This is a genomic window from Rhodococcus sp. Chr-9 (genome assembly GCF_000801125.1).
Classification (GTDB): Bacteria; Actinomycetota; Actinomycetes; order Mycobacteriales; family Mycobacteriaceae; genus Rhodococcus; species Rhodococcus pyridinivorans.
The window spans coordinates 195,952-217,453 of the sequence record NZ_JTIZ01000131.1 but is presented as its reverse complement, the minus strand read 5'-3'; the positions used below and the strand labels follow the sequence as shown (position 1 = coordinate 217,453).

The following is a 21,502-nucleotide window of genomic DNA, read 5'->3' as shown; positions in this document are numbered from 1 at the left end:
CCCGAGGCTCTCCGATGACGAACGTCGATGTCGTGGTGATCGGCGGTGGGCAGGCGGGTCTGGCTGCCGGCTACTACCTGCGCCGGGCCGGGCACCGCTTCGTGATCCTCGACGACCAGGAACGGCCAGGTGGGGCGTGGCCGCACATGTGGTCCTCGCTGCATCTGTTCTCCCCGGCGGAATTCGCATCCCTGCCCGGGTGGCCGATGCCCCGCTGGCCGGACGGATTCCCGCCGGCACGGCATGTCGTCGACTATCTCACCGCCTACGAAACCCGCTACGGCCTGCCGATCGAGCGGCCGGTGCGGGTGCAGGCGGTACGCCGCGACGGCCCTGATCTGCTGGTCGACACCGACCGCGGGCAGTGGCGGGCGCGGCGGGTGATCAGCGCCACCGGTACCTGGCAGCGACCGTTTCTGCCGAGCTATCCGGGCATAAATGTGTTCACCGGGCGGCAGTTGCACACCGTCGACTACCGTAGCGCGGCCGAGTTCACCGGCTCGGACGTCGTAGTGGTCGGGGGTGGCAACTCCGCGGCTCAACTCGTCGCCGAGATCTCCACCACCGCGAGAACCATCTGGGTCACCAACCGGCCCCCGCGGTTCCTGCCGGATGGCGTCGACGGCCGGGCCTTGTTCGAGCTCGCCTCCCGCCGTGCAGTGGCCCTGGCTGCCGGACGGACTGATCCCGGCGGCATCGCCGCCCTGGGGGACATCGTGATGGTCCCGGAGGTGCTTGCCGCCCGTGAGCGCGGCGTCTTGACCGCGCTGCCGATGTTCGATCGGCTCACCGTCGACGGCATCGCCTGGGGTGAGCGTCACCAGCGGGCTGATGTCGTGGTGTGGGCGACGGGATTTCGGCCCGCCCTCGCACACCTGCGCCCGTTGCGGCTGCGCGATCACACCGGCACGGTGCCGGTCGCCGGCACCCGCGCACTCAAGGAACCGCGCCTGCACCTGCTCGGCTACGGCGACTGGACCGGACCCGGTTCGGCCACCCTCCTCGGCGTCGGCCGCACCGCCAAGGCCGCTGTCGCCGACCTCGACCTCGACACCCGACCTGCGTGAAAGGACCTCGACCGTGAGCACACCCTCGGTGCTGTTCGTCTGTGTGAAGAACGGCGGAAAATCCCAGATGGCCGCCGGCCTGATGCGGGCCGCCGCCGGCGACACCGTCGCGGTGCACTCCGCCGGTACGAAGCCCGGCACCAGTATCAATGCCCTGGCGGCCGAAGTGCTCCTCGAAGTCGGTGTCGACATCGCGGGCGAGACTCCGACACTGGTCGACCCCCAGCTGGTTCGGGACGTCGATCTCGTGGTCACCCTCGGCCGCGAAGCCCGTCTCGATCCGGTGGCCGGGACACGGTTCGAGAACTGGGACACCGACGAGCCGTCCGAGCGCGGCATCGACGGCATCGAACGGATGCGGCTGGTCCGCGACGACATCGCCGCTCGTGTCACCGACCTTGCCGACCGGCTCCGTCGCTGAAGACACCGATGTCGGCCATCCGAATCCGGTGGCCGACATCGAGGGGTGTTGTTCAGCAGCAGGACGGTGCGGCTGGCGCCTCCTGCTTGTCCTCGGTCGGGGCGGCGGCGGTGCCGCAGCACACGCCGCCCTCGGTGGCGGCCGAATCGTCGAGGTGCTGTGGGCTCGAGCCGAAGGTCTCCGAATCGGCGAGGACGGTGTAGACCTCCCACTTCTCCCCGGCCGGCCCGGTGACCCACACCTTGTCCTGGGTAGCGAAGCAGCAGGTGGTGCCGATCTCCTCATCGGTGAACAGCCCTTCGCCGGTCAGGCGGGCAATCTCGGCATGGACCTTCTCGCTCGATTCCACCTCCACGCCCAGGTGGTTGATGGTGCCGCCCTTGCCGGGGTTCTCCAGCAGCACGAGCTTGAGCGGCGGCTCGGCGATCGCGAAGTTCGCGTAGCCCGGCTTGACCTTGGCCGGTTCGGTGCCGAACAGCTTCGAGTAGAAGGCGACCGCTTCTTGCAGGTCGTCGACGTTGAGGGCGAGTTGTGCGCGGGACATGACATCCTCCACTTGTGTGACATATGTCGAAACTCTGGACGGGTACAGGATGCGCCACCTTTTCGACATATGTCAAGTAAGTGGATAAGCTCGAACCATGCCGAAAGCTCTGCCTGTGATCGACGTCAGCGCCCCGATCTGCTGCGAACCGGTTTCGGCCGCGCCGATGAGCGACAACGCAGCTCTCGAACTCGCCCTGCGGCTGAAGGCGCTGGCGGACCCGGTCCGCATCAAGCTCATGTCGATCCTGCTCACCGCCGACGACGGCGAAGTGTGCACCTGCGATCTCGCCACCGGCGTCGATCTGACCGAATCCACCGTCAGTCACCACCTCGGGCAACTGCGCAAGGCCGGCATGGTCGTATCCGAACGCCGCGGGATGAACGTCTTCTGCCGCCCTCGCGCCGAGTCTCTCGAAGCCCTGCGGATGGTGCTGGACCCGAACTGTTGTCGCTGATCCCGACGTGGTGTCGATTACCTGCCATATGGCCCGGAAGGACGTACATCGAGCAGAAAATCGGGGGTTGGGCGCGCAGCGGCCTTGGTTGGGTCGCTGGTCCGGTGAAGACTGTGTGCAGGACGACGGCGTCGGCCACGCGTCCCGCCAGGTCGAGCGTGCGCTCGCCGAGCGCGACCATGAGGATCGGGATGCGGTCGACGCCCTCGGCGGTGCGTCGCAGATACGGGAAGTCGCCGGCCGGGCCGTGCCGGTCGACGACCGCGTCACCGCGCCACAGCGTCCGGAGCAGATCGACGGTGTCCTCGAGCCGCGCCGACGTCACGCGAGGCAGACCCATGAGATCGAACAGCACGTCGAAGCCGCGGCCGAACCCGAGGGCGTAGCGGCCGCGGCTCAACCGGTGCAGTGTGGTCGCCATCGTCGCTGTGACGAGGGGATGGCGGGTGTGCGGATTGGTCGCTGCGGTGCCGATCCCGAGCGTGCGGCTCGTCGCGGCGGCCGCACCGGCCAGCGCTGCCGCGTCCTTGGTGTCGAACCGTTCCGACAGGAAGACCGAGCCGAGACCGATGCGTTCGGCGACGGCGATCTCGTCGAGCAGCGCCCTCGGGTCGTCGGCGTGCCCGGCGAGGCCGTAGAACCCGAGTTCCGGACAGTCCGGCTCCGGTACGGATCCGCCGGGGATGCTCACGAGCGGGCCGCCGCCTTCCGTCGCTGCAGCACGCTGCCCACTGCGTTGTCGAGCTTCGAGCCCAGCGGCCAGCCCACGTAGTGACACAGGAACAGGGCGATCTCGCGGAGCTGCTGCTCGTCGAGTTCCTCGTTCTTCAGCGCCGCTTCGATCTGGATCTCGGCGATGTCCGGGGCGCCCTGCGCGGTGAGTGCCCCGAGCAGCAGCAGTCGCCGATCACGAATGGTCAGCCCGGGCCGGGTCCAGATGTTCGCGAACAGGTGGTCGGCGGTGACGGCGAAGTGCTCACCGGGACCGTCCTGCATCTCCCAGCCGTAGACCTTGGACATCATCTCCAGGCCGCGGCGGCGGGTCTCGTCGGTCATGCGTGCTCCTTCCGGGAACGGGTCCGTGCGATCTCTCCCGTGCCGACTCCGAGGCCGGGGCCGAGGTCGGACAGCGCCCGGGCTCCGAGCGGCAGATCGACTCCGAGGCGATCGCCGAGATCGAGTGCCAGCGCGAGATCCTTCTCACCCAGGGCGCGCACGCGCGAGAAGATCGGGAACCAGGAGTCGTCCTCCGCGAGAGGAGATGTGGTGTCGCGCCACATGATCGAACCGGCGCCGCCGGTGATCGCGTCGGTGTGCCGGACGACCTTGCCGAGCTCGGTGATGTCGATGCCCGCGGTCTCGGCGAGTCGTTGTGCCTCCGTCGCCGCGGTGAACGCGATGAAGTGGAGCAGGTTGCGGGCGAGCTTCATCCGGGTTCCCGCCCCGACGGGACCCGCGTGCACGACCAGCGACGCGAAGGTGCCGAACGGTTCCTCGATCTTGGCGAAGCCGTCGTCGGTCGCGCCGACCATCACGGCGAGAGTGCCGTTCTTCGCACCGCCGGCGCCGCCGCTGACCGGTGCATCGACGAAGTCGACTCCCTTCTCGGCACACTTCGCGGCGAGCTCGACGGCGGTGGTGTCGGAGATCGTCGAGTGCACCGCGACGACCGTGCCGGGCCGGGCCGTCGCGAGCAGTCCGTTCGGACCGGTGACGACGTCGCGGACCTGGGCGTCGTCGAGGACGGTCACGCACACGAGGTCGCAGTCGGCGGCCAGCTCCGCCGGGCTCGACGCCGCCGCGGCGCCCTTGTCGGTGAACGGGCTCATCGCCTCGGGCACCACGTCGAGCACGGTGAGGCCTCCGGGTCGGGTGAGCAACCGCTCGGCCATCGGTGCCCCCATGTTGCCCAGCCCGATGTAACCGACCCGGCCGATCATGGAGTCGGTCACGAGCGGATCACCTGCCCGCCGTCGACGTTGAAGATCTGCCCTGTGACCCAGGCGGCCTCGTCGGAGAGCAGGAACAGGCACATGCCGACGAGATCGTCGGGAGTGCCCATGCGCTTGAGCGGCAACTGCTTCACCATGTCGGCGACCATATTCGCGGGGGTGGTGGTGCGGGTCGCCTCGGTGTCGATGGGGCCGGGGGCGATCGCATTGATGCGGATGTTCGACCCGCCGAGCTCGACGGCGAGTTGCTGTGTGAGACCGTTGATCCCGACCTTCGCGAGCCCGTAGAAACCCGAGTACAGCCAGGCCGCCGTCGACGACTGGTTGACGATCGACCCGCCGTTCTTCGTCATGTGCGGCCACACCGCGCGGGTGACGTTGAGGGCGCCGTCGAGGTTCACGCTCATGAACTTCTTGTAGTAGTCCCACGGAACCGTCAGCAGCAGATCGAGTTTCATGCCGCCGTAGATGGCGGCATTGTTGATCACGTGGTCGATGCTGCCGTAGGTCTCGACGGTCGACGCGGCGAGTGCCTCGGCGGAGGCGGGGTCGGAGACGTCGACCGAGGTGAAGCTCGCGATGCCGCCGTCGGCGACGATCTGTTTGGCGACCTGTTCGCCGAGTTCGGCATCGATATCGGCGACCACCACGTTCGCGCCCTCGGCGGCGAGCGCACGCGCGTACGCCTCGCCGATCCCCTGGGCAGCGCCGGTGACGATCGCGGTGCGACCGGTGAAACGTGCCATCGGAAAAGTCCTTTCGGAAGTTCGGGTCAGCTCGCGGGTTCGGCGACGAGCTTGGTCTCCAGGTACTCCTCGAAACCGGCCACACCCATCTCGCGGCCGATCCCGGACTGCTTGTAGCCCCCGAACGGGGCGTCGGCGGCGTACCAGATGCCGCCGTTGACGCCCAGCGTGCCGGTCCGTACACCTGCGACGACCCGCGCGATGCGGTCCGGATCGGTGCCGTACACCGAACCCGAGAGGCCGTAGGGGGAGTCGTTGGCGATGCGGATCGCGTCGTCGTCGCCGTCGTGAGGGATGATCACGAGCACCGGGCCGAAGATCTCCTCCCGCGCTGTACGCGCGGAGTTGTCGAGGCCGGCGATGAGGGTGGGTTCGACGAAGAATCCCCGCTCGTGTTCGGCGGGACGTCCGCCGCCGGTGACGATCGTGCCGCCTTCCTCGACGGCGAGGCGGATGAAGCCCTCCACCCGCTGTCGCTGCTTCTCGGAGATGAGCGGCCCGCACACCGTGCCGGGATCGCGCGGGTCGCCGGGCCGGATGCCGCTCATGGACTTCGCGGTCAGGGCCACCGCTTCGTCGTACCGTTCGCGGGGAACGAGCAGACGCGTGGTGATCGCGCAGCCCTGGCCGGCATGCGTGCACACGGTGAAGGCCGCCATCGAGCAGGCGCCGCGCAGGTCGGCGTCGTCGAGGACGATGAACGCCGACTTGCCGCCGAGTTCGAGGAAGACCTTCTTGAGGTTCTCTGAGGCCGCGCGCATCACGGCCCGGCCGGTCGCGGTGGAACCGGTGAACGAGATCAGGTCGACGCGCGGATCCTCGCTCAGCTGTGCGCCGAGCCTGTGGTCGCTCGAGGTGACGATGTTCAGCACTCCCGGCGGGATGTCGGTCTCCTCGGCCGCGATCCGCCCGACCAGGGCCGCACACCACGGGGTGTCTGGGGCGGGCTTGAGCACCACGGTGTTCCCGGCGGCGAGAGCGGGCCCGAGCTTGGCGAAGTTGATCTGGTGCGGGAAGTTCCACGGCGTGATCGCGCCGACGACCCCGACCGCTTCCTTGAGCAGATAGCGGTGGGTGGGGATACCCATGGGGGAGGCGTTGCCGAGATCCTGCGTCCACGCGTAACTTTCGGCGAGGTCGGCGAAGTAGAGCAGATCGTCGATGGGGCCTTCGAGATGCGCGGCGCTCGTGAGGAATCGGGGAGCGCCGACCTCGGCGATGGTGATCTCCCGCAGTTCCTCGATGTGCTCGCGCAGAGCGTCGCGCAACTGACGGAGGCAGCGGGCCCGGAAGGCGTGGTCGCGTGACCAGTCGGTGTCGTCGAAGGCGCGACGCGCGGCCGCGATCGCGGCGTCCATGTCGGTGGCGGTGCCCTCGGCCGCGTGGCCGAGCAGTTCTTCGGTGCTCGGATCGGTGATCGCGAAGGTGCCTCCGCTGCCGGGTACGAGCTTGCCGTCGATCAGAAGGGTGGAGCTGTCGGTGGGGCGAAGTGTCATCAGACGTTCCCTCGGTTCTGGACAGGTGTCTGGACTATAGTTCGGCGACGCGATCGAATGCAACGGTTCGTCCGAAACGGACGAAACCGGTGTCGTGTGCGAGGAATTCGACGAATCTCGCACACAACACCGGTCTCGACGAGGGTCCGGTGGTCTCCGGTCAGAACACGCGCAGTCCGAGGTGTCGCCGCGTGCGCAGATCGAGCAGATATGCCTTCCACAGCAACGGCCACACCCACGGCGTGACGCGGTGCAGGCGCCGGACCGCCACGAGATAGCGGTCGAAACGCCGCTGGTCGTCGGCGGTCCACGGGTAGTGCATGAGGTCGCGGAACTCCGGCGGCAGCGCACCGCGCGTGATCAGTTCGAACGACCTGCCGAGCACCCGGTGGATCCCGCGGCCCAGTCGTCCGAGACGCACCTCGAGGAACGCGAGATTGCAGAGTTCGGTGAGGTACTCGCGCACCTGCTCGTTCATGGAGATGTCGGTGACGCCGGCCTTCCACAGTTCCTCGTACTCCTCGCGGGTCGTGGGCCACGACTCCGGTCGGACGTTCAGTGTCGTCGCGAGGGTTGCGCCGTCGCGAAGGATGCGGGCGTACTGCTCCTCGGTGAGCGGGCCGTACAGGAATTCGTGCTGGTCGATGAAGTACTCGAGCAGGCAGACCGCGACCCACAACTGCAGGGCGGGGGAGTTGGCGCTGTAGCGGACCTCCGCGCCGGGTGGCGACGTGACCCGCGCGTGGATCTTCCGCACCGACTCGCGGACGAAATCGCGGTCGGCGTCGTTACCGAACACCGCGACCGCCAGATAGGTGCCGGTCGTGCGGGCCCGCTTGACCGGATGGAGATCGGCGCGGCCGGTATCGACCGTGCTGTCGACGACGCCCTGGCCGACGCCGGGATGGGCGAGCTGCATGATGACGTTGGCGGCGTTGATCGTGCCACCGAGCGGTGAGACGAGATCGCCGAGAGTGTCGATCGTCCGCATGACCCCTCCATCTGAAGACGGACGTGTTCAGTTGATGCGTGCCACTCTAGCGTGTCTTCGTGGGGTCGAGGGAGGCGCCGGCCAGAACTCCGCGCACGACCGCTTCGTAGATGCGGTCGAGATCGAGCTCGTCGCCCAGGAAGCCGCTGCTCTGGAGAACCGCGAAACCGTGCAGGGCGGCGAACATGCCGACCGCGGCCTCGAGCGTCTCCTCCTCCGGAACGCCGCAGGATGCGAGCATCGTTCGCAGAGCGACGTTGGCGTCCAGTGCGGCGGCGAGCAGACCGTCGCGATCGACCGGTGCAGTGGTCAATGCTTCGTAGCGGCGGGGATGTTCGACGGCCCAGATGTGGTGGGCGTCGATCAGCGCGCGCAACCCGTCGACGCCGCTGCGGCCCATCGCGACCTCCCGCAGATGCGCTCCGAGATCGCTCATCGCGCGGATCTGCACGGTCGCCCGCACATCGTCGAGATTGCGGACGTGGTTGTACAGCGAGGCCGTGACGATTCCCAAGCGCGACGAGAGGGTGCTCATCGTGAGCTGTTCCCATCCCAGCTCGTCGACGATCCCGAGCGCGGCTGCGACGACCTTGTCGCGGGTCAGTGTCCGCCGACGCACGGGTCGGGAGTTGTCGTCTGCCATGAAAGCAGTCTAAGGGGCTTCCATTCCAAACGAAGGTGAGTAGTTTGTAAACGAATACCATTCGTACAATCCCACGAGAGCGGCTTCATGACGACTTCACCCACAGATCTCAAGAACCCCGACGTCTTCGCCCAGGGGGTCCCGCACGGCTACTTCTCCGAACTCCGGCGCACCTGTCCGGTCCACCGCCAACCCGAGGAGGGCGGCGCAGGCTTCTGGGCCGTCACCCGGCACGCCGACGTCATCGCGGTCTCCCGCGACAGCACGACTTTCTCCTCGGCCCTCGGGACCACCCAGATCGACGATTTCGACGAGGAGACACGCCTGAAACAGGCGTCCATGCTGCTCAACCTCGATCCGCCGGAGCACACCCGCCTTCGGCAACTCGTGAGCCGTGGCTTCACCCCGCGCATGGTGAAGACGCTCGAGGAGCGTATCCGGCGGACGTGCGAACGCACCGTCGACGCCGCGATCGAGGCCGCACGCGACGGCACGGTGATCGACTTCGTCCCGGCGATCTCGGCTCCACTGCCGCTGGAGGTGATCGCAGCGCTGCTCGGCGCACCGGCCGAGGACGTCAGCAAGCTCTACGACTGGTCGAACCGCATGATCGGCTGGGACGACCCCGAATACGGCACCACCCAGGAGGACGGCGAGCTCGCCGCCGCCGAGATCTTCCTGTACGCCAACGAGATTGCCGCGCAACGACGCATCGAACCGCGCGACGACATCGTCTCGAAGCTGGGGTGTCCCGACGAGAACGGCGACACGCTCTCCGAGATGGAGTTCGACATGTTCTTCGTCCTGCTCGTCATCGCGGGCAACGAGACGACGCGCAACGCGATCTCGGGCGGGATGCAGGCCTTCGTCGATCATCCCGAACAATGGCGCCGGCTGCAGGACGATCCCGGTCTGATCGACAGCGCCGTGGAGGAGATCCTGCGCTGGGTCACGCCCGTGGTCGGCTTCCGCCGCACGCCCACCTGTCCGGCCGCGATCGGCGACCAGCAGGTCGAACGGGGCGACAAGGTGATCGTCTACTACCCGAGCGCGAACCGCGACGAGGAGGTCTTCGACGACGCGCACGTCTTCGACATCGGGCGCGAGCACAATCCGCACGTCGCCTTCGGTGGGACGGGTGTGCACTTCTGCCTCGGGGCACATCTGGCGCGACTCGAACTGCGGATCATGTTCGAGACCCTCGCCGCCCGGATCGACCGGGTCGAGCCGGCGGGTGAACCGCGGCGGTTGCGATCGAATTTCATCAACGGCATCAAGTCCATGCCCGTCCGTATCCACCCCCGAGAGCGCTGAATTCGCCGAATGAACGCGCTGCGGGCATTGCCGACCCCCTCCAACCGTAGTAATGTCCAGACACGTGTCCAGAAACGTGAATCTCGAATCGACCCGTCGCCGCCTGACCGAGAAGCAGGCCGACACGGTTGCGAGGCTCACGCAGGCCGCGGTCGAGGTGCTCCGCGAGGAGGGATTCACGGGGTTGACGGTGCGTATGGTCGCCGCCCGCGCCGGTGTCGCCCCGGCCACCGCCTACACCTACTTCTCGTCGAAGGAACACCTCGTCGCCGAGGTGTTCTGGCGTCGCTTGGCCAACGCTCCCACGGCCGACGCCGAGAGCACGAGCCGTGCCGATCGGGTGGTCGCGGTGCTGCGGGGAATCGCGCTGTTGCTGGCCGACGAACCCGAACTCGCCGCCGCCGTCACCAGTGCACTGCTCGGTCACGACCCCGATGTCGAACACCTGCGTGCGCGCATCGGACTCGACATCCGTCACCGGATCTCGGCAGCGCTCGGCGCCGACTCCGATCCCGACGAACTCGAAGCACTCGAACTGCTCTACGCCGGCGCGCTGGTCCGGGCCGGCATGGGCTACGGCACCTACGAGAAACTCGCCGACAGGCTGGAGACATCCGCCCGACTTCTATTGGAGTGAGCCATGATCCAGGCATCCCCGGGCTCCGCGTCGCACGCAGGGCCCGCTTCGCCCGATCCACCGACGCTCGGCCCCGTGATCTTCAACCCGTACGACTACGCCTTCCACGAAGATCCGTATCCCACCTACCGCCGCCTCCGTGAAGAGGCGCCGGTCTACCACAACCCCGACCTCGAGTTCTGGGCCCTGTCCCGTCACGCCGACGTCGTCGCGGCCTTCCGCGACAACACGCGACTCTCGAGTGCGAACGGTGTCTCGCTCGATCCGTCCGCCTACGGGCCCAACGCCCACAAGGTGATGTCCTTCCTCGCGATGGACGACCCGCGCCACATGCGCATGCGCCGGCTCGTCTCCAAGGGATTCACTCCGCGGCGCGTCGCCGACCTCGAGGAACGCATCCTCGAACTGACCCTGCGCTATCTCGAACCCGCTGCAGAAGCAGGGGAATTCGACTGGATCTCGGAGTTCGCAGGCAAGCTGCCCATGGACGTGATCTCCGAACTCATGGGCGTGCCCGAATCCGACCGCAGCGAGATCCGCCGTCTCGCCGACCTCGTCGTCCACCGCGAGGAGGGCGTGCTCGACGTGCCGGTCGCCGCGATGGAGGCATCGCTGCACCTCGTCGGCTACTACGCCGACATGCTCGCCGAACGCCGGAAGAAGGAGACCTCCGACCTCACGTCGGCGTTGCTGGCAGCCGAGATCGACGGCGACCGGCTCACCGACGACGAGATCATCGGGTTCATGTTCCTCATGGTGGTCGCGGGCAACGAGACCACCACGAAACTCCTCGGTAACGCCCTCTACTGGGGCGCGCACAACAAATCCGAGGTGGCGCAGGTCCTCCGCGATCCGGCTCGCGCACCGCAGTGGGTGGAGGAGACCCTCCGCTACGACACCTCGAGCCAGATCGTCGCCCGCACCGCCGTCGCCGATATCGAACTGCACGACGCCACCATCCGGTCCGGCGACAAGGTGCTGCTGCTCATCGGATCCGCCAACCGCGATTCCGACGTATTCGACACCGCCGACGACTTCCGCATCGGACGCGACAGCTCCCAGAAGATCGCCAGTTTCGGTGGGGGAGTGCATTTCTGCCTCGGTGCACATCTGGCCCGCCTCGAGGCGAACATCGCGCTCGAACAGTTCGCCCGGCGCGTCGCCGACTACGAGATCGACGAGGACCGCTGCGAACGTGTCCATTCCACCAACGTCCGAGGCTTCGCGGCCCTTCCTGTAGAGGTCACCGAACGACATGCCTAGATTCGAACCCCATCCCGAACGCCGTCCCGCGCTGGTCGCCGGAGCCTCCTCCGGAATCGGTACCGCCACCGCCTACGCGCTCGCCGAGGCCGGGCACCCCGTCGCGCTCGGGGCGCGCCGCGTGGAGGAGTGCGCGGCGATCGCGGAGAAGATCCGCGGTGAGGGCGGCGAGGCCTTCGCCCACTTCCTCGACGTGTCGTCCACCGAATCCGTCGACGAGTTCGTCACCGCAGCGGAAGAGGCTCTCGGCGCCGCGGAGATCGTCGTCTCGGGAGCGGGCGACATGGATTTCGCGCTGCCCCACGAGATGGACCCCGACCGGTTCGCCTTCCAGGTCAACGTGCACCTGATGGGCACCCAACGCCTGGCCCATCGCGTGCTCCCCGGCATGATCGAACGCAAGCGCGGCGACTTCGTCGTGATCGGATCCGACTGTGCCGTGCTTCCCCGGCCCTGGATGGGTGCCTACAACGCCGCCAAGACCGGCCTCGAAGCGCTCGTCCGCGAGATGCGGATGGAACTCGAGGGTACGGGTGTCCGCGCGTCGGTCGTGCGCCCCGGACCGACGCAGACCGGTGCCGGCATGACCGCGCCGGCGGAGGTGCTCGAACCGATGCTCGAAGACTGGGGCACATGGGGTTTCGCCCGACACCCCTACTTCCTTCGCGCATCCGACATCGCCGCGGCCGCGCTCTCGGTCGTCTCGGCCCCCCGCGGCGCCCACATCGTGCTCATCGAGGTTCAACCCGAAGCACCCCTGCGGAAGGACAATTCATGACCACACTCGTCGAGCCCCGGCGTGTGTCCGGCGGCGAACACGAACACGGCCACCTCGAGGAACTGCGCACCGATCCCATTGCGCTCATGCGCCGGGTGCGCGAGGAGTGCGGCGACGTCGGGGTCTTCCAGCTCGCCGACAAGAAGGTCGTACTCCTCTCCGGTGCGGAGGCCAACGAGTTCTTCTTCCGTGCCGCGGACGAGGATCTCGATCAGCAGGCCGCCTATCCGTTCATGAAGCCGGTCTTCGGTGAGGGTGTCGTCTTCGACGCCAGCCCCGAACGCCGCAAGGAGATGCTGCACAATTCGGCGCTGCGCGGCGAACAGATGCGCGGTCACGCGGCGACCATCGACCGCGAAGTGCAGGACATGGTCGCCCGGTGGGGCGACGAAGGCGAGATCGACCTGCTCGAATTCTTCGCCGAGCTGACCATCTACACGTCGTCGGCCTGCCTGATCGGCAAGAAGTTCCGCGACCAGCTCGACGGACGGTTCGCCCACCTCTACCACGACCTCGAGAAGGGCACCGACGCACTGGCCTTCGTCGATCCCTACGCGCCGATCGAGAGTTTCCGGCGACGCGACGAGGCCCGCCGCGGGCTTGTGGAGCTCGTGCAGGAGATCATGGACGGACGCATCGCGAACCCGCCGCAGGGCAAGGAGGACCGCGACATGCTCGACGTCCTCGTCTCGATCAAGGACGAGGACGGCAAGGAGCGGTTCAGTGCCGACGAGATCACCGGCATCTTCATCTCGATGATGTTCGCCGGCCACCACACCACCTCCGGCACGGCGGCCTGGGCGCTCATCGAACTGCTGCGCAACCCCGAGTGCATGCAGCAGGTCACGGCAGAACTCGACGTCCTGTACTCCGACGGCGAGAGCGTGAGCTTCCATGCACTGCGGCAGATCCCGGTACTCGAGGCGGTGCTCAAGGAGACGCTGCGCCTGCACCCGCCGCTGATCCTGCTTCTTCGGGTCGCGCGCGACGACTTCGAGGTCGCCGGATACCGGATCTCGGAGGGCGATCTCGTGGGTGCGACACCGGCGATCTCCAACCGGATCCCGGAGGACTTCCCGGATCCCGACGCCTTCGATCCCGGCCGCTACATCGACCCCAACCAGGAGGACATCGTCAACCGGTGGACCTGGATCCCGTTCGGGGCGGGCCGGCACCGCTGTGTGGGAGCGGCGTTCGCGCTCATGCAGCTGAAGGCGATATTCTCGGTTCTGCTGCGCGACTTCGAGTTCGAACTGTCCCAGCCGCCCGAGACCTACCGCAACGATCACTCGAAGATGGTGGTCCAGCTCGAACAGCCGTGTGCTGTGCGGTACCGGCGTCGCACCCGCGCGGCGGCCGGCACCGGCACGGCAACGCAGGAGTGAGGTTCGGATGAGGATCGAAGCAGATCTCGATCTGTGTCAAGGACACGCGATGTGCTCGATGGAAGCCCCGGACGCCTTCACGGTCGCCAAACGGGGTGAGGTGGAGATCCTCCTCGACCCCGTGCCGGAGGAGATGCACGCCGACGTACGAGCAGCTGTGAAGTACTGCCCCACCCAAGCCCTTCGCATCGTCGAAGACTGAGGACCAGGAGACAGGATGGCCACATTCGATCGTGCCGAGCTCGACGAGATGATCACCCGCTGGGTCGACGCCAACAAACGCGCCGAGGCCGAAGGCGACTGGAAGCCTTTGGCCGACCTGTACACCGAGGACGCCACCTACGGCTGGAACTACGGTCCGAAGGACGAGTTCATGGCCGTGGGCCGCGAGGAGATCCGCGACCTCGCATTGGGCCAGGAGATGGACGGGCTCGAAGGCTGGCAGTATCCCTACCAGCAGTTCGTCGTCGACGAACGCTCCGGCGACGTGATCGGGTTCTGGAAGCAGATCGCCGACGCGACCCGCGAGAACGGCGAGCACTACTCCGTGCACGGCATCGGCGGGAGCTGGTTCCGGTACGGCGGCAACTTCCAGTGGTCGTGGCAGCGCGACTTCTTCGACTTCGGCAACGTCTCGCACCTGTTCCTCGAGATGATCACGGCGGATGCGCTGTCCGACGGCATGCAGAAGCGGATCGAGCGATCGACGGGGAAGAAGCGTCTTCCCGGCTGGTACCGGGTCGGCGAGTCGCCGGTTCCGTTGTGGTGACCGGCGTGGACACCGGCGGATCGTTCGCCGCGCTCTCCCGCACCGACCTCGCCGCGCTCGTCCCCGAACTGTTGCTGTGCGGTCAGCTCATCGACCGTTCGGGGATGGCGCATCTGATCTCGGCGTTCGGTCGGGAGGGCATGGCGGAGGTGGCCATCGAGGAATGGCAGGCGTCGTCGCCGTGGTACACGCGCCGCATGCAGCGTGCCCTGAAGTTCGAGGGCGACGACGTCGTCACCATCTTCAAGGGCATGCAACTCGATATCGGGGCGCCCCCGCAGTTCATGGACTTCCGCTATCGCGTCGACGACCGCGACCACGGCGAGTTCTCGCTCGACCATTGCGGGGCGCTGATGGACGTCGAGCCCCTCGGCGACGCCTACGTGACCGCGATGTGCCACGACATCGAGGACCCGACCTTCGACGCCACCGCGCTCGCCACCAATCCGCACGCCCGGGTCCGGCCGATCCATCGGCCGCCCCGCGCGCCGGCCGATCGGCACCCGCACTGCGCGTGGACGGTCACCATCGACCCCTCGTACGAACCACCGGCTGTCGCACCTCACACCGAAGCGCTCGGCCGGTCCGCGGCCGTGGCACTCGAGCTGAGCCCGATCGACCGCGACGGCGAAGGGAGACACGACTATTCGGGTCCCCTCCTCGCAGACCTCCGGTTCGACGAGTTCTCGAAGTCGGCCCTGGTACGCATCGCCGAGGAGGTGTGCCTGCAGCATCACCTGCTCGCTCTGGGCTTCCTCATGAGTGTGCGCAAGCGAACCGACGAGCAGTCCGCGATCGAGCTGACCCGCAAGCAGCTCACGGGTATCGCCGGCATCACGTCCGAGCGCATCCGTACCGCGCTGGGATTGCCGCGCTCGTTCGCCGGCCTGTCCGCGGTGCTCGACGTACACCCGATGCTGGCACCGGACCGGTATGTCGATCGGGTGATCTGTTTCGACGACGACGCGCTGGGTCTCCGGATCAACCGGCGAGGTGGCGCCTTCGACGACGGGTCCTGGCCCACTTTGATCGACCCCGACCACCTCGGTCCGCTCGACGCTCTGGTGCGCGGTGTGGACCCGCACTTCACCACCCGCCTGGTCTCCGCGACCGAAGAGGCTCTCGTCGTCGAGGTGTTCCGTGCCGAATCCCCGGCGAACGAGTGCGACGAGGTCGCCATCACGCGCTTCAGCACGGGTTCGTCCTTCGTCTTCGAAGATCGGGGAATCCCACTCCCGCTCACGGTTGTCTGACCACGCTCCAGGAGAGCCCTTCGTGAATATTGCGCTGTCCCGCCGTACCTTCCTGCGGGGAACCGTCGTCGGCGGTGCGGCCGTTGCCGCGTTGTCGTTGTCCCCGATCCCACGCGCACGCGCCGAGGTCACCGAGGAGCGCCATCGGGCGGTCGTCGTGGGCAGCGGATTCGGCGGTGCGATCACCGCGTTGCATCTCGGCCGGGCCGGTGTGCAGACCCTGGTCCTCGAACGGGGCATCCGCTGGCCCACGGGACCGAATGCCGAGACGTTCCCTCACATGCTGCAACCGGACCGGCGGATGTCGTGGTTGTCGTCCGCCCCGGTGATGACCGGTACTCCGCCGATCCCGACCGAACCGTTCACCGGGCTCATCGAACGGGTTCCGGGGAACGGCATGGACGTCATGTGCGGCGCGGGGGTCGGCGGGAGTTCGCTGGCCTATCACGGCATGACCGTGCAGCCCGACGGGCAGCGATTCTCCGATTCGGTGTCCTCGCGTATCGACTACGACCTGCTGGCCTCCGACCACTACCGGCGGGTGGCGCGGATGCTGCAGGTCGCGACCATCCCGGACGATCTGCTCGACCACGATCGGTACCGGTCCTCACGACAGTTCCTGGACCGTGCAGGCTCGGAGGGCTACGACACGTTCAGGGTGCCGATGTGCATCGACTGGGACTTCGCGCGACGGGAGCTGACCGGGGAACTGAAACCGTCCTACACGACGGGCGACGTCATCTACGGAGTCAACAACGGCGGTAAGTTCTCGGTCGACGTCACCTATCTCGCCGAAGCTGAACGCACGGGGCACGTCACGGTCGAGCCGCTGCATCGGGTCGGCGACATCGAGCGCGCTCCGGACGGCACCTGGATCGTGCACGTCGACCGGATCCACACGGATGGGAAGGTTCTCGAACGCAAGCGGATCCTCGCACAGTCGCTGTTCCTCGGTGCCGGATCGGCCGGCACGACCCGTCTCCTCGTGAAGGCGAAGGCGAAGGGGTTCGTCCCCGATCTTCCCGACGGCGTCGGAACGGGATGGGGCAACAACGGCGACCGAGTGTTCGCCGTGACGAGTCCGCTCGTCAGCCCCGGCGACCATCAGGGCGGCCCCGCCTGTGTGGGTATGCGCGACTACACCGATCCCGCCGGACCGTTGATGATCGTCACCGGCCCGGTGCCGTTCCCCGACGATGTGGGAACGACCACGATGATCGGTCTGGGGATCGTCGACGGCCGAGGAGTCTGGCACTACGACGCCGGCCGCGACGATGCGGTCCTGAACTGGGATCAGGCCTACGACCGGGAACTCACCCGCGCGATCGAGGCCCGCATCCGGCGGATCGCGGGACCGGCCTCGATCGTCATCGACGTCAACGCCGTCGACATCAACACCTTCCATCCGCTCGGGGGTGCGCCGTTCGGGGCGGTGTGCGACGACGCCGGTCGCGTGCACGGCCAGCCCGGCCTGTATGTGGTGGACGGCGCGAAGATCTCGGGATCGACCGGGGCGTGCAATCCGTCGATGACGATCGCGGCACTCGCCGAGTACGGCGCCGATCGGATCGTCTCACGCGACCTGGATCGCGTGTTCTGACCTGACGGGTGGTTCCGGTGGCTCGGCCGCCGGAACCACCCGTTCGGTCTCAGCCCTTCGCGGCCGACAGACCGGCGCGGCGACCGAAGAAGCTTCCGTCTCCCAGCGACGTGCCGCTCGCATAACCCCACGCGCACACGCCCGACGTGCAGCGACCGGCGGCGAACAGGCCGGGGATCGGATCGCCGGACACGTGCAGCACTTCCGAGTTCACCGACGTGCGCAGACCGCCGAGCGTGAAACCTGCTGTGCAGTTACGGAGATCGAGCGCGGCGATCGGGCTGCCGATGGGCTTGACCCACTCGCTCTTCTTGCCCAGCACCGGATCGCTGCCGTTCTCCGCGTGCCTGTTGTAGACCTCGACGGTCGCCTGCAACGTCCCGGCAGGCAGTTCCATGTCGGATTCGAGTTCGGCGACGGTCTCCGCGACCCACTTCGGACGGAACCGGAAGAAGGGCGTCGAACTCGTTGCCGCACAACCCTCCTCGTACGCCTGTTCGTCGATGATCAGATAGGCCTGGTTGTCGTTCTTCAGCAGCGTGAGCTGACCGATACGGCCCGGATAGGTGTCCTCGGGGACGTACCGCTGACCGCGGCCGTTGACGAGGATGCCGCGGGCCATCAACTGCGGGTCGCCGAAGAAGGCGACCTCGGTGGCGTCCATGTGCGCGAGATCGGCGCCGAGCGCCTGCGCCATGCGGATCGCACGGCCGTCGTGCTCCTCGATCGCCGCACCCGGGCGACCGCTGAGCTGCGGCGCGTACGACTCGACCATCTCCTGGTTGTACGCGAAACTGCCGGTCGCGAGGACGACGCCGCGGCGGGCCCGGATGTGGACGTCCTTGCCGTACTGCTTGGCCGTCAGGCCAACGACGCGTCCGTCGCCGTCGACGATCAACCGCTGCACCCGCACGTCGTATTCGGCACGCACACCGAGGCTTTCGGCGACCTGGGAGAGCGGCTGCATGAGCATGTACCCGCCACCCTTCTCGCCGGTCCGCTTGTCGGTCATCTGCGGAACGTGGCCGCGCGGGGCGGGCGTCGCGATCTCGTTGAAGGGCGCGGAGTTCTCGCCGCCGGAGTACATCAGGCCGTCGTCACCGGGGATCTCCCACCCGGGTTCGCCCCAGAAGCTCTCCTTGAACACCACGCCGTTGTCCACGAGCCACTCGTAGTGTTCGACGCTGTCCTCGCAGTACTCGATGATCTTCGCTTCGTCGGCGCCCGGCCCGAGCGCGGCGAGCATGAACGCCTTCATGTTCTCGGGCGTGTCGTCGAATCCGAGGGCCTTCTGCAGCGGGGTGCCGCCGCCGAGGTAGACGATGCCGCCCGACAGTGAGGCCGCACCGCCCCAACCGCCGGTCCGCTCGAGCACGAGCACGTCGGCACCCGCGCGGGCGGCCTCGATGGACGCCGAGACACCGGCGATGCCGTAACCGGCGACGACGACGTCGGCTTCGTGGTCCCAGGTGGAGACGCTGCCGGCGGGAAGGGGGTGGAGATCGGTGCTCATCGGGGTCCGTTCGGGGTCGGTGATCAGTGGTCGAGTTTCGAGGCGAGTCGGCCGATGTACGCGACGACGTCGTCCTGGGCGCGGTCGGGCAGACCGAAGATCACCTCGGTGACCCCGGCGTCCTCCCAGATCTTCAGTTGTTCGGCGTCGTGACGGCCTGCCAGAGCGAGGATCTCGGGAGTTCCGGCACGACCGGCGTCGGCCCAGGCCTTGTGGAGACGGGCGACGTTGTCGACGACGTTGTTCTCCGTGGGGGTGGTGATCCAGCCGTCGGCGTGGCGGACGATCCAGTCGAAGTTGCGGTCGGTGGAACCGGCGCCGAGGAAGATCGGGGGCCGTGGTTGCTGCACGGGTTTCGGCCACGCCCAGCTCGGCCCGAATGCGACGAAGTCTCCCTCGTAGGAGGCTTCTTCCTCGGTCCACAGCGCCTGCATCGCTTCGAGATACTGGCGCATGGCGGTGCGCTTCTTCTTCGGCGGTACGCCGTGGTCGGCGAGTTCTTCTGCGTTCCAACCGAATCCGACACCGAAGTTCACCCGGCCGCCGGAGAGGTGATCGAGGCTCGCGATGGTCTTGGCGAGCGTGATGGGGTCGTGCTCGAGGGGCAGTGCGACGGAGGTGCCCAGTTTGATCGTCGACGTCACCGCGGCTGCGAGCCCCAGCGCCACCCACGGATCGAGGGTGCGCATGTAACGGTCGTCGGGAAGGGTCTCGTTGCCCGTTCCCGGATGCGCGGATTCGCGGCGGATCGGGATGTGGGTGTGTTCGGGCACGTAGAAACTGTCGAAACCGCGACTCTCCGCGGTCGAGGCAGCGACTTCGGGCCGGATTCCCCGGTCGCTCGTGAACAGGGTGATTCCGTGGCGCACAACAGCCCCTCTCCAGACGGTGACGGAGAAAATGTAACGCGTTCTACATCCGGAGGGAAGAGATTTCCGGACACCTGTCCGGTTGCGGCCGGTCGGCCGTACGAAAAGGCAGTCGTCCCACGCTGAACTATCCTCGAAACGGGCATGAACGGAAGGTGGCGTGATGACGGAGCAGTCGACGACGGAGACCGCGGGCGAGGAGTCGGCGTCGACGCAGACCTCGCGGCCGGCCCTCGGGTCCACCCGGTCGCCCGGTGCGGGCCTGCGACCGGCACAGCGGGCGCGGTACATGCGGATCATCGCCTCCGCCGAGGAGCTCGCCTCCGAGGGTGGATACGACGCCGTGCAGATGCGGGCGGTCGCAGACCGATCCGGTGTCGCTCTCGGCACGGTCTACCGCTACTTCCCCTCGAAGAACCACCTGCTCGTCGTGGCGCTCGTACTCGAATTCGAGACCGCCGCCGAAGCCGTGACCACCGTGGAGATCCCTGGCGACAGTGCCGCCGAGCGCCTGATGGGCGTCCTGCGCGGAGTGATGCCGCGTCTGTCCGAGAACCCGCTGCGCTACGACGCGCTCATCCGGGCGGCGATGTTCGCCGACGCGTCCTCGGCGCCCGAACTCGACCGTCTCGGTGAGGTGCTCACCCGACTGTTCGCGCAGGCGGCAGGCATCGACATCGTCACCGAAGAGGTGCTCAACGCCGTGCGGATCATCGCCGACGTGTGGATGTCGGCGCTGGTCGCCTGGGTGGCGGGCCGGCAGTCGGTCGACGATGTGCTCGCGCACATGGACACCGCCGTCACGCTCGTGTTCGACCGGCTGAACCGACTGCAGCGGGCGAGCTGACGCCCACCCGCTGCAGTTCTGGGCTCCGCTCGGGAGCTCTGGTTCGATCAGGCCGGCACGTCCACGATGCCGATCGTGGGCAGGAAGAAGCACTGCGTGTCGCCGTTGCGCACGTTGCCGAAGACGGCCGAGAGCACGGTGCCCGACCCCGTCTCGACCGGCGCGACCCGCACGCCACCCAGCGGCAGGGTGTCGGCGATGAAGGTCGTGATGGCCTGCTCGACGATGCCGCGGGCCTGGACGGGAAGGCCGGCCGGAATGGCTCCCGCCGCGGTCTCCTCCGGCGTGCCCATCGGGACGAAGCCACCCTGGAAGGTGTTGACGTTGAACCACGCGAGCTGGATGCCCGAGGTGTCGGCGTCCTCCTCGAGGCCGACGGGGACGAACGCGAAGAGCGTCTCACCGGGCGAGACGACGTTCAGGGTGCCCGGCAGCGGCGACAGGCTGCGGTTCGGCCATGGCCCGGGCAGAGCACCCGCAACGGCGGGCACGGTGCCCAGCGGCAGGTCGCCGTCGGCCGTGCAGAACGGTGCGCCGGTGGGGTAGAGGAACGGTTCGACGCCGAGGCGACGCAGGAACTCCATGCCGTCCTCGTAGGCGCCGAGCGGTGTCGCTTCGGCCGCGTCGACAGCGCTTCCGCGTGCGTTCGCGATCGCTTCGGCGGCAGCGAGAGTCGTGGGATCGACGCCGGGCAGCGCGCGGAGAGCCTCGAGCGAGCTCACGAGCGGGCTCGTGGCGGGCGCTTCCGCCGGTGCTGCCGGGTCCGTGGGTGCGGGTTCGGCGCCGGCGATGGTGGGAAGCGCCAGACCTGCGGCGACGGTCAGGGCTGCGGCGGCCGAGATGCGACGCATCCGATTGCGGTGTCTGCGGCTCATATGGGGTTCTCCTCCTGTGGGTCGTGACACCCGGACGGGCTTTACCTAACTCTAAACTAGAGGTTTAGAGTATGACGGCTCC

The 21,502-nt window shown here is 67.6% G+C and carries 23 protein-coding genes and 1 pseudogene; 13 read left to right on the top strand and 11 right to left on the bottom strand.

Features of this window, described 5'->3' with window-relative positions; all coding sequences use genetic code 11:
* Nucleotides 1–14 precede the first annotated feature (14 nt).
* Nucleotides 15–1,067, top strand: coding sequence for an ArsO family NAD(P)H-dependent flavin-containing monooxygenase (locus tag QR64_RS24140; protein WP_039587660.1), 1,053 nt, complete (start codon nt 15–17; stop codon nt 1,065–1,067).
* Between the two features lie 13 nt (nt 1,068–1,080).
* Nucleotides 1,081–1,488: a low molecular weight phosphatase family protein gene (locus QR64_RS24135; RefSeq protein WP_033096819.1), complete on the top strand. Its 408-nt coding sequence runs from the start codon at nt 1,081–1,083 to the stop codon at nt 1,486–1,488.
* A 52-nt stretch (nt 1,489–1,540) separates the two neighbouring features.
* Here QR64_RS24135 and QR64_RS24130 read toward each other — a convergent pair whose 3' ends face one another.
* Complete coding sequence (locus QR64_RS24130) at nt 1,541–2,032, bottom strand: ArsI/CadI family heavy metal resistance metalloenzyme (protein ID WP_033096961.1); 492 nt, start codon at nt 2,030–2,032, stop codon at nt 1,541–1,543.
* Between the two features lie 97 nt (nt 2,033–2,129).
* Between QR64_RS24130 and QR64_RS26295 the strand changes: the two genes are divergently transcribed.
* Nucleotides 2,130–2,489 (top strand): Rv2640c family ArsR-like transcriptional regulator, encoded by a 360-nt coding sequence (locus QR64_RS26295; RefSeq protein ID WP_084222401.1) that lies wholly within the window; start codon nt 2,130–2,132, stop codon nt 2,487–2,489.
* Between the two features lie 118 nt (nt 2,490–2,607).
* Here QR64_RS26295 and QR64_RS24120 read toward each other — a convergent pair.
* The 7 genes and pseudogenes from QR64_RS24120 to QR64_RS24090 all read right to left on the bottom strand — a co-directional run.
* Nucleotides 2,608–3,180: pseudogene (locus QR64_RS24120) on the bottom strand (LLM class flavin-dependent oxidoreductase); the annotation flags it as partial.
* Nucleotides 3,177–3,545, bottom strand: a complete 369-nt coding sequence (locus tag QR64_RS24115) for a carboxymuconolactone decarboxylase family protein (RefSeq protein ID WP_006551766.1) — start codon at nt 3,543–3,545, stop codon at nt 3,177–3,179. The gene QR64_RS24115 and the pseudogene QR64_RS24120, both read right to left, overlap by 4 nt.
* The gene (locus QR64_RS24110; RefSeq protein ID WP_039587655.1) at nt 3,542–4,441 is read right to left on the bottom strand and encodes an NAD(P)-dependent oxidoreductase; all 900 of its coding nucleotides are present in this window, start codon (nt 4,439–4,441) and stop codon (nt 3,542–3,544) included. The genes QR64_RS24115 and QR64_RS24110 overlap by 4 nt, the downstream gene beginning before the upstream one ends.
* Nucleotides 4,438–5,187 carry an SDR family oxidoreductase gene (locus tag QR64_RS24105; RefSeq protein WP_039587653.1) on the bottom strand — a complete coding sequence of 250 codons (750 nt, stop codon included), beginning with the start codon at nt 5,185–5,187 and terminating at the stop codon, nt 4,438–4,440. The genes QR64_RS24110 and QR64_RS24105 overlap by 4 nt, the downstream gene beginning before the upstream one ends.
* 26 nt (nt 5,188–5,213) lie before the next feature.
* Complete coding sequence (locus tag QR64_RS24100; protein WP_039587650.1) at nt 5,214–6,683, bottom strand: aldehyde dehydrogenase; 1,470 nt, start codon at nt 6,681–6,683, stop codon at nt 5,214–5,216.
* Nucleotides 6,684–6,843: 160 nt separating this feature from the next.
* Nucleotides 6,844–7,674, bottom strand: coding sequence for an oxygenase MpaB family protein (locus QR64_RS24095; protein ID WP_019290003.1), 831 nt, complete (start codon nt 7,672–7,674; stop codon nt 6,844–6,846).
* A 46-nt stretch (nt 7,675–7,720) separates the two neighbouring features.
* Entirely contained in the window at nt 7,721–8,317 is a 597-nt protein-coding gene (locus QR64_RS24090) for a TetR/AcrR family transcriptional regulator (RefSeq protein ID WP_019290002.1), read from the bottom strand.
* A gap of 87 nt (nt 8,318–8,404) precedes the next feature.
* Between QR64_RS24090 and QR64_RS24085 the strand changes: the two genes are divergently transcribed.
* The 9 genes from QR64_RS24085 (at nt 8,405) to QR64_RS24045 (ending at nt 17,316) form a co-directional block, all read left to right on the top strand.
* Nucleotides 8,405–9,631, top strand: a complete 1,227-nt coding sequence (locus tag QR64_RS24085; protein ID WP_039587648.1) for a cytochrome P450 — start codon at nt 8,405–8,407, stop codon at nt 9,629–9,631.
* A gap of 76 nt (nt 9,632–9,707) precedes the next feature.
* Nucleotides 9,708–10,268, top strand: a complete 561-nt coding sequence (locus tag QR64_RS24080) for a TetR/AcrR family transcriptional regulator (protein WP_016693012.1) — start codon at nt 9,708–9,710, stop codon at nt 10,266–10,268.
* A 75-nt stretch (nt 10,269–10,343) separates the two neighbouring features.
* Nucleotides 10,344–11,531, top strand: coding sequence for a cytochrome P450 (locus QR64_RS24075; protein ID WP_006551758.1), 1,188 nt, complete (start codon nt 10,344–10,346; stop codon nt 11,529–11,531).
* Nucleotides 11,524–12,309, top strand: a complete 786-nt coding sequence (locus QR64_RS24070; protein ID WP_039587646.1) for an SDR family oxidoreductase — start codon at nt 11,524–11,526, stop codon at nt 12,307–12,309. The genes QR64_RS24075 and QR64_RS24070 overlap by 8 nt, the downstream gene beginning before the upstream one ends.
* Nucleotides 12,306–13,694: a cytochrome P450 gene (locus QR64_RS24065; protein WP_006551756.1), complete on the top strand. Its 1,389-nt coding sequence runs from the start codon at nt 12,306–12,308 to the stop codon at nt 13,692–13,694. The genes QR64_RS24070 and QR64_RS24065 overlap by 4 nt, the downstream gene beginning before the upstream one ends.
* A gap of 7 nt (nt 13,695–13,701) precedes the next feature.
* Nucleotides 13,702–13,896: a ferredoxin gene (locus tag QR64_RS24060; protein WP_006551755.1), complete on the top strand. Its 195-nt coding sequence runs from the start codon at nt 13,702–13,704 to the stop codon at nt 13,894–13,896.
* A gap of 15 nt (nt 13,897–13,911) precedes the next feature.
* Nucleotides 13,912–14,463: a nuclear transport factor 2 family protein gene (locus tag QR64_RS24055; RefSeq protein ID WP_006551754.1), complete on the top strand. Its 552-nt coding sequence runs from the start codon at nt 13,912–13,914 to the stop codon at nt 14,461–14,463.
* Entirely contained in the window at nt 14,457–15,716 is a 1,260-nt protein-coding gene (locus QR64_RS24050; protein WP_039587645.1) for a hypothetical protein, read from the top strand. The genes QR64_RS24055 and QR64_RS24050 overlap by 7 nt, the downstream gene beginning before the upstream one ends.
* 22 nt (nt 15,717–15,738) lie before the next feature.
* Entirely contained in the window at nt 15,739–17,316 is a 1,578-nt protein-coding gene (locus QR64_RS24045; protein WP_006551752.1) for a GMC oxidoreductase, read from the top strand.
* A 49-nt stretch (nt 17,317–17,365) separates the two neighbouring features.
* On the opposite strand, the gene QR64_RS24040 is transcribed toward QR64_RS24045, so the two are convergent.
* Nucleotides 17,366–18,829, bottom strand: coding sequence for an FAD-dependent oxidoreductase (locus tag QR64_RS24040; protein ID WP_039587644.1), 1,464 nt, complete (start codon nt 18,827–18,829; stop codon nt 17,366–17,368).
* A gap of 23 nt (nt 18,830–18,852) precedes the next feature.
* Nucleotides 18,853–19,698, bottom strand: coding sequence for an LLM class F420-dependent oxidoreductase (locus tag QR64_RS24035; RefSeq protein ID WP_024103036.1), 846 nt, complete (start codon nt 19,696–19,698; stop codon nt 18,853–18,855).
* A 163-nt stretch (nt 19,699–19,861) separates the two neighbouring features.
* Between QR64_RS24035 and QR64_RS24030 the strand changes: the two genes are divergently transcribed.
* Nucleotides 19,862–20,545: a TetR family transcriptional regulator gene (locus QR64_RS24030; protein WP_006551749.1), complete on the top strand. Its 684-nt coding sequence runs from the start codon at nt 19,862–19,864 to the stop codon at nt 20,543–20,545.
* 47 nt (nt 20,546–20,592) lie between these two features.
* On the opposite strand, the gene QR64_RS24025 is transcribed toward QR64_RS24030, so the two are convergent.
* The gene (locus QR64_RS24025; protein ID WP_037217111.1) at nt 20,593–21,420 is read right to left on the bottom strand and encodes a hypothetical protein; all 828 of its coding nucleotides are present in this window, start codon (nt 21,418–21,420) and stop codon (nt 20,593–20,595) included.
* Nucleotides 21,421–21,502: the final 82 nt, after the last annotated feature.

What these genes read in the sequence shown, in the direction of transcription:
- QR64_RS24070 (WP_039587646.1), top strand. Translation starts at nt 11,524, where the DNA reads ATGCCTAGATTCGAACCCCATCCCGAACGCCGTCCCGCGCTGGTCGCC.
- QR64_RS24090 (WP_019290002.1), bottom strand. Translation starts at nt 8,317, where the DNA reads ATGGCAGACGACAACTCCCGACCCGTGCGTCGGCGGACACTGACCCGC.
- QR64_RS24140 (WP_039587660.1), top strand. Translation starts at nt 15, where the DNA reads ATGACGAACGTCGATGTCGTGGTGATCGGCGGTGGGCAGGCGGGTCTG.
- QR64_RS24115 (WP_006551766.1), bottom strand. Translation starts at nt 3,545, where the DNA reads ATGACCGACGAGACCCGCCGCCGCGGCCTGGAGATGATGTCCAAGGTC.
- QR64_RS24025 (WP_037217111.1), bottom strand. Translation starts at nt 21,420, where the DNA reads ATGAGCCGCAGACACCGCAATCGGATGCGTCGCATCTCGGCCGCCGCA.
- QR64_RS24085 (WP_039587648.1), top strand. Translation starts at nt 8,405, where the DNA reads ATGACGACTTCACCCACAGATCTCAAGAACCCCGACGTCTTCGCCCAG.
- QR64_RS24100 (WP_039587650.1), bottom strand. Translation starts at nt 6,683, where the DNA reads ATGACACTTCGCCCCACCGACAGCTCCACCCTTCTGATCGACGGCAAG.
- QR64_RS24065 (WP_006551756.1), top strand. Translation starts at nt 12,306, where the DNA reads ATGACCACACTCGTCGAGCCCCGGCGTGTGTCCGGCGGCGAACACGAA.
- QR64_RS24095 (WP_019290003.1), bottom strand. Translation starts at nt 7,674, where the DNA reads ATGCGGACGATCGACACTCTCGGCGATCTCGTCTCACCGCTCGGTGGC.
- QR64_RS24055 (WP_006551754.1), top strand. Translation starts at nt 13,912, where the DNA reads ATGGCCACATTCGATCGTGCCGAGCTCGACGAGATGATCACCCGCTGG.
- QR64_RS24060 (WP_006551755.1), top strand. Translation starts at nt 13,702, where the DNA reads ATGAGGATCGAAGCAGATCTCGATCTGTGTCAAGGACACGCGATGTGC.
- QR64_RS24030 (WP_006551749.1), top strand. Translation starts at nt 19,862, where the DNA reads ATGACGGAGCAGTCGACGACGGAGACCGCGGGCGAGGAGTCGGCGTCG.
- QR64_RS24130 (WP_033096961.1), bottom strand. Translation starts at nt 2,032, where the DNA reads ATGTCCCGCGCACAACTCGCCCTCAACGTCGACGACCTGCAAGAAGCG.
- QR64_RS24105 (WP_039587653.1), bottom strand. Translation starts at nt 5,187, where the DNA reads ATGGCACGTTTCACCGGTCGCACCGCGATCGTCACCGGCGCTGCCCAG.
- QR64_RS24040 (WP_039587644.1), bottom strand. Translation starts at nt 18,829, where the DNA reads ATGAGCACCGATCTCCACCCCCTTCCCGCCGGCAGCGTCTCCACCTGG.
- QR64_RS26295 (WP_084222401.1), top strand. Translation starts at nt 2,130, where the DNA reads ATGCCGAAAGCTCTGCCTGTGATCGACGTCAGCGCCCCGATCTGCTGC.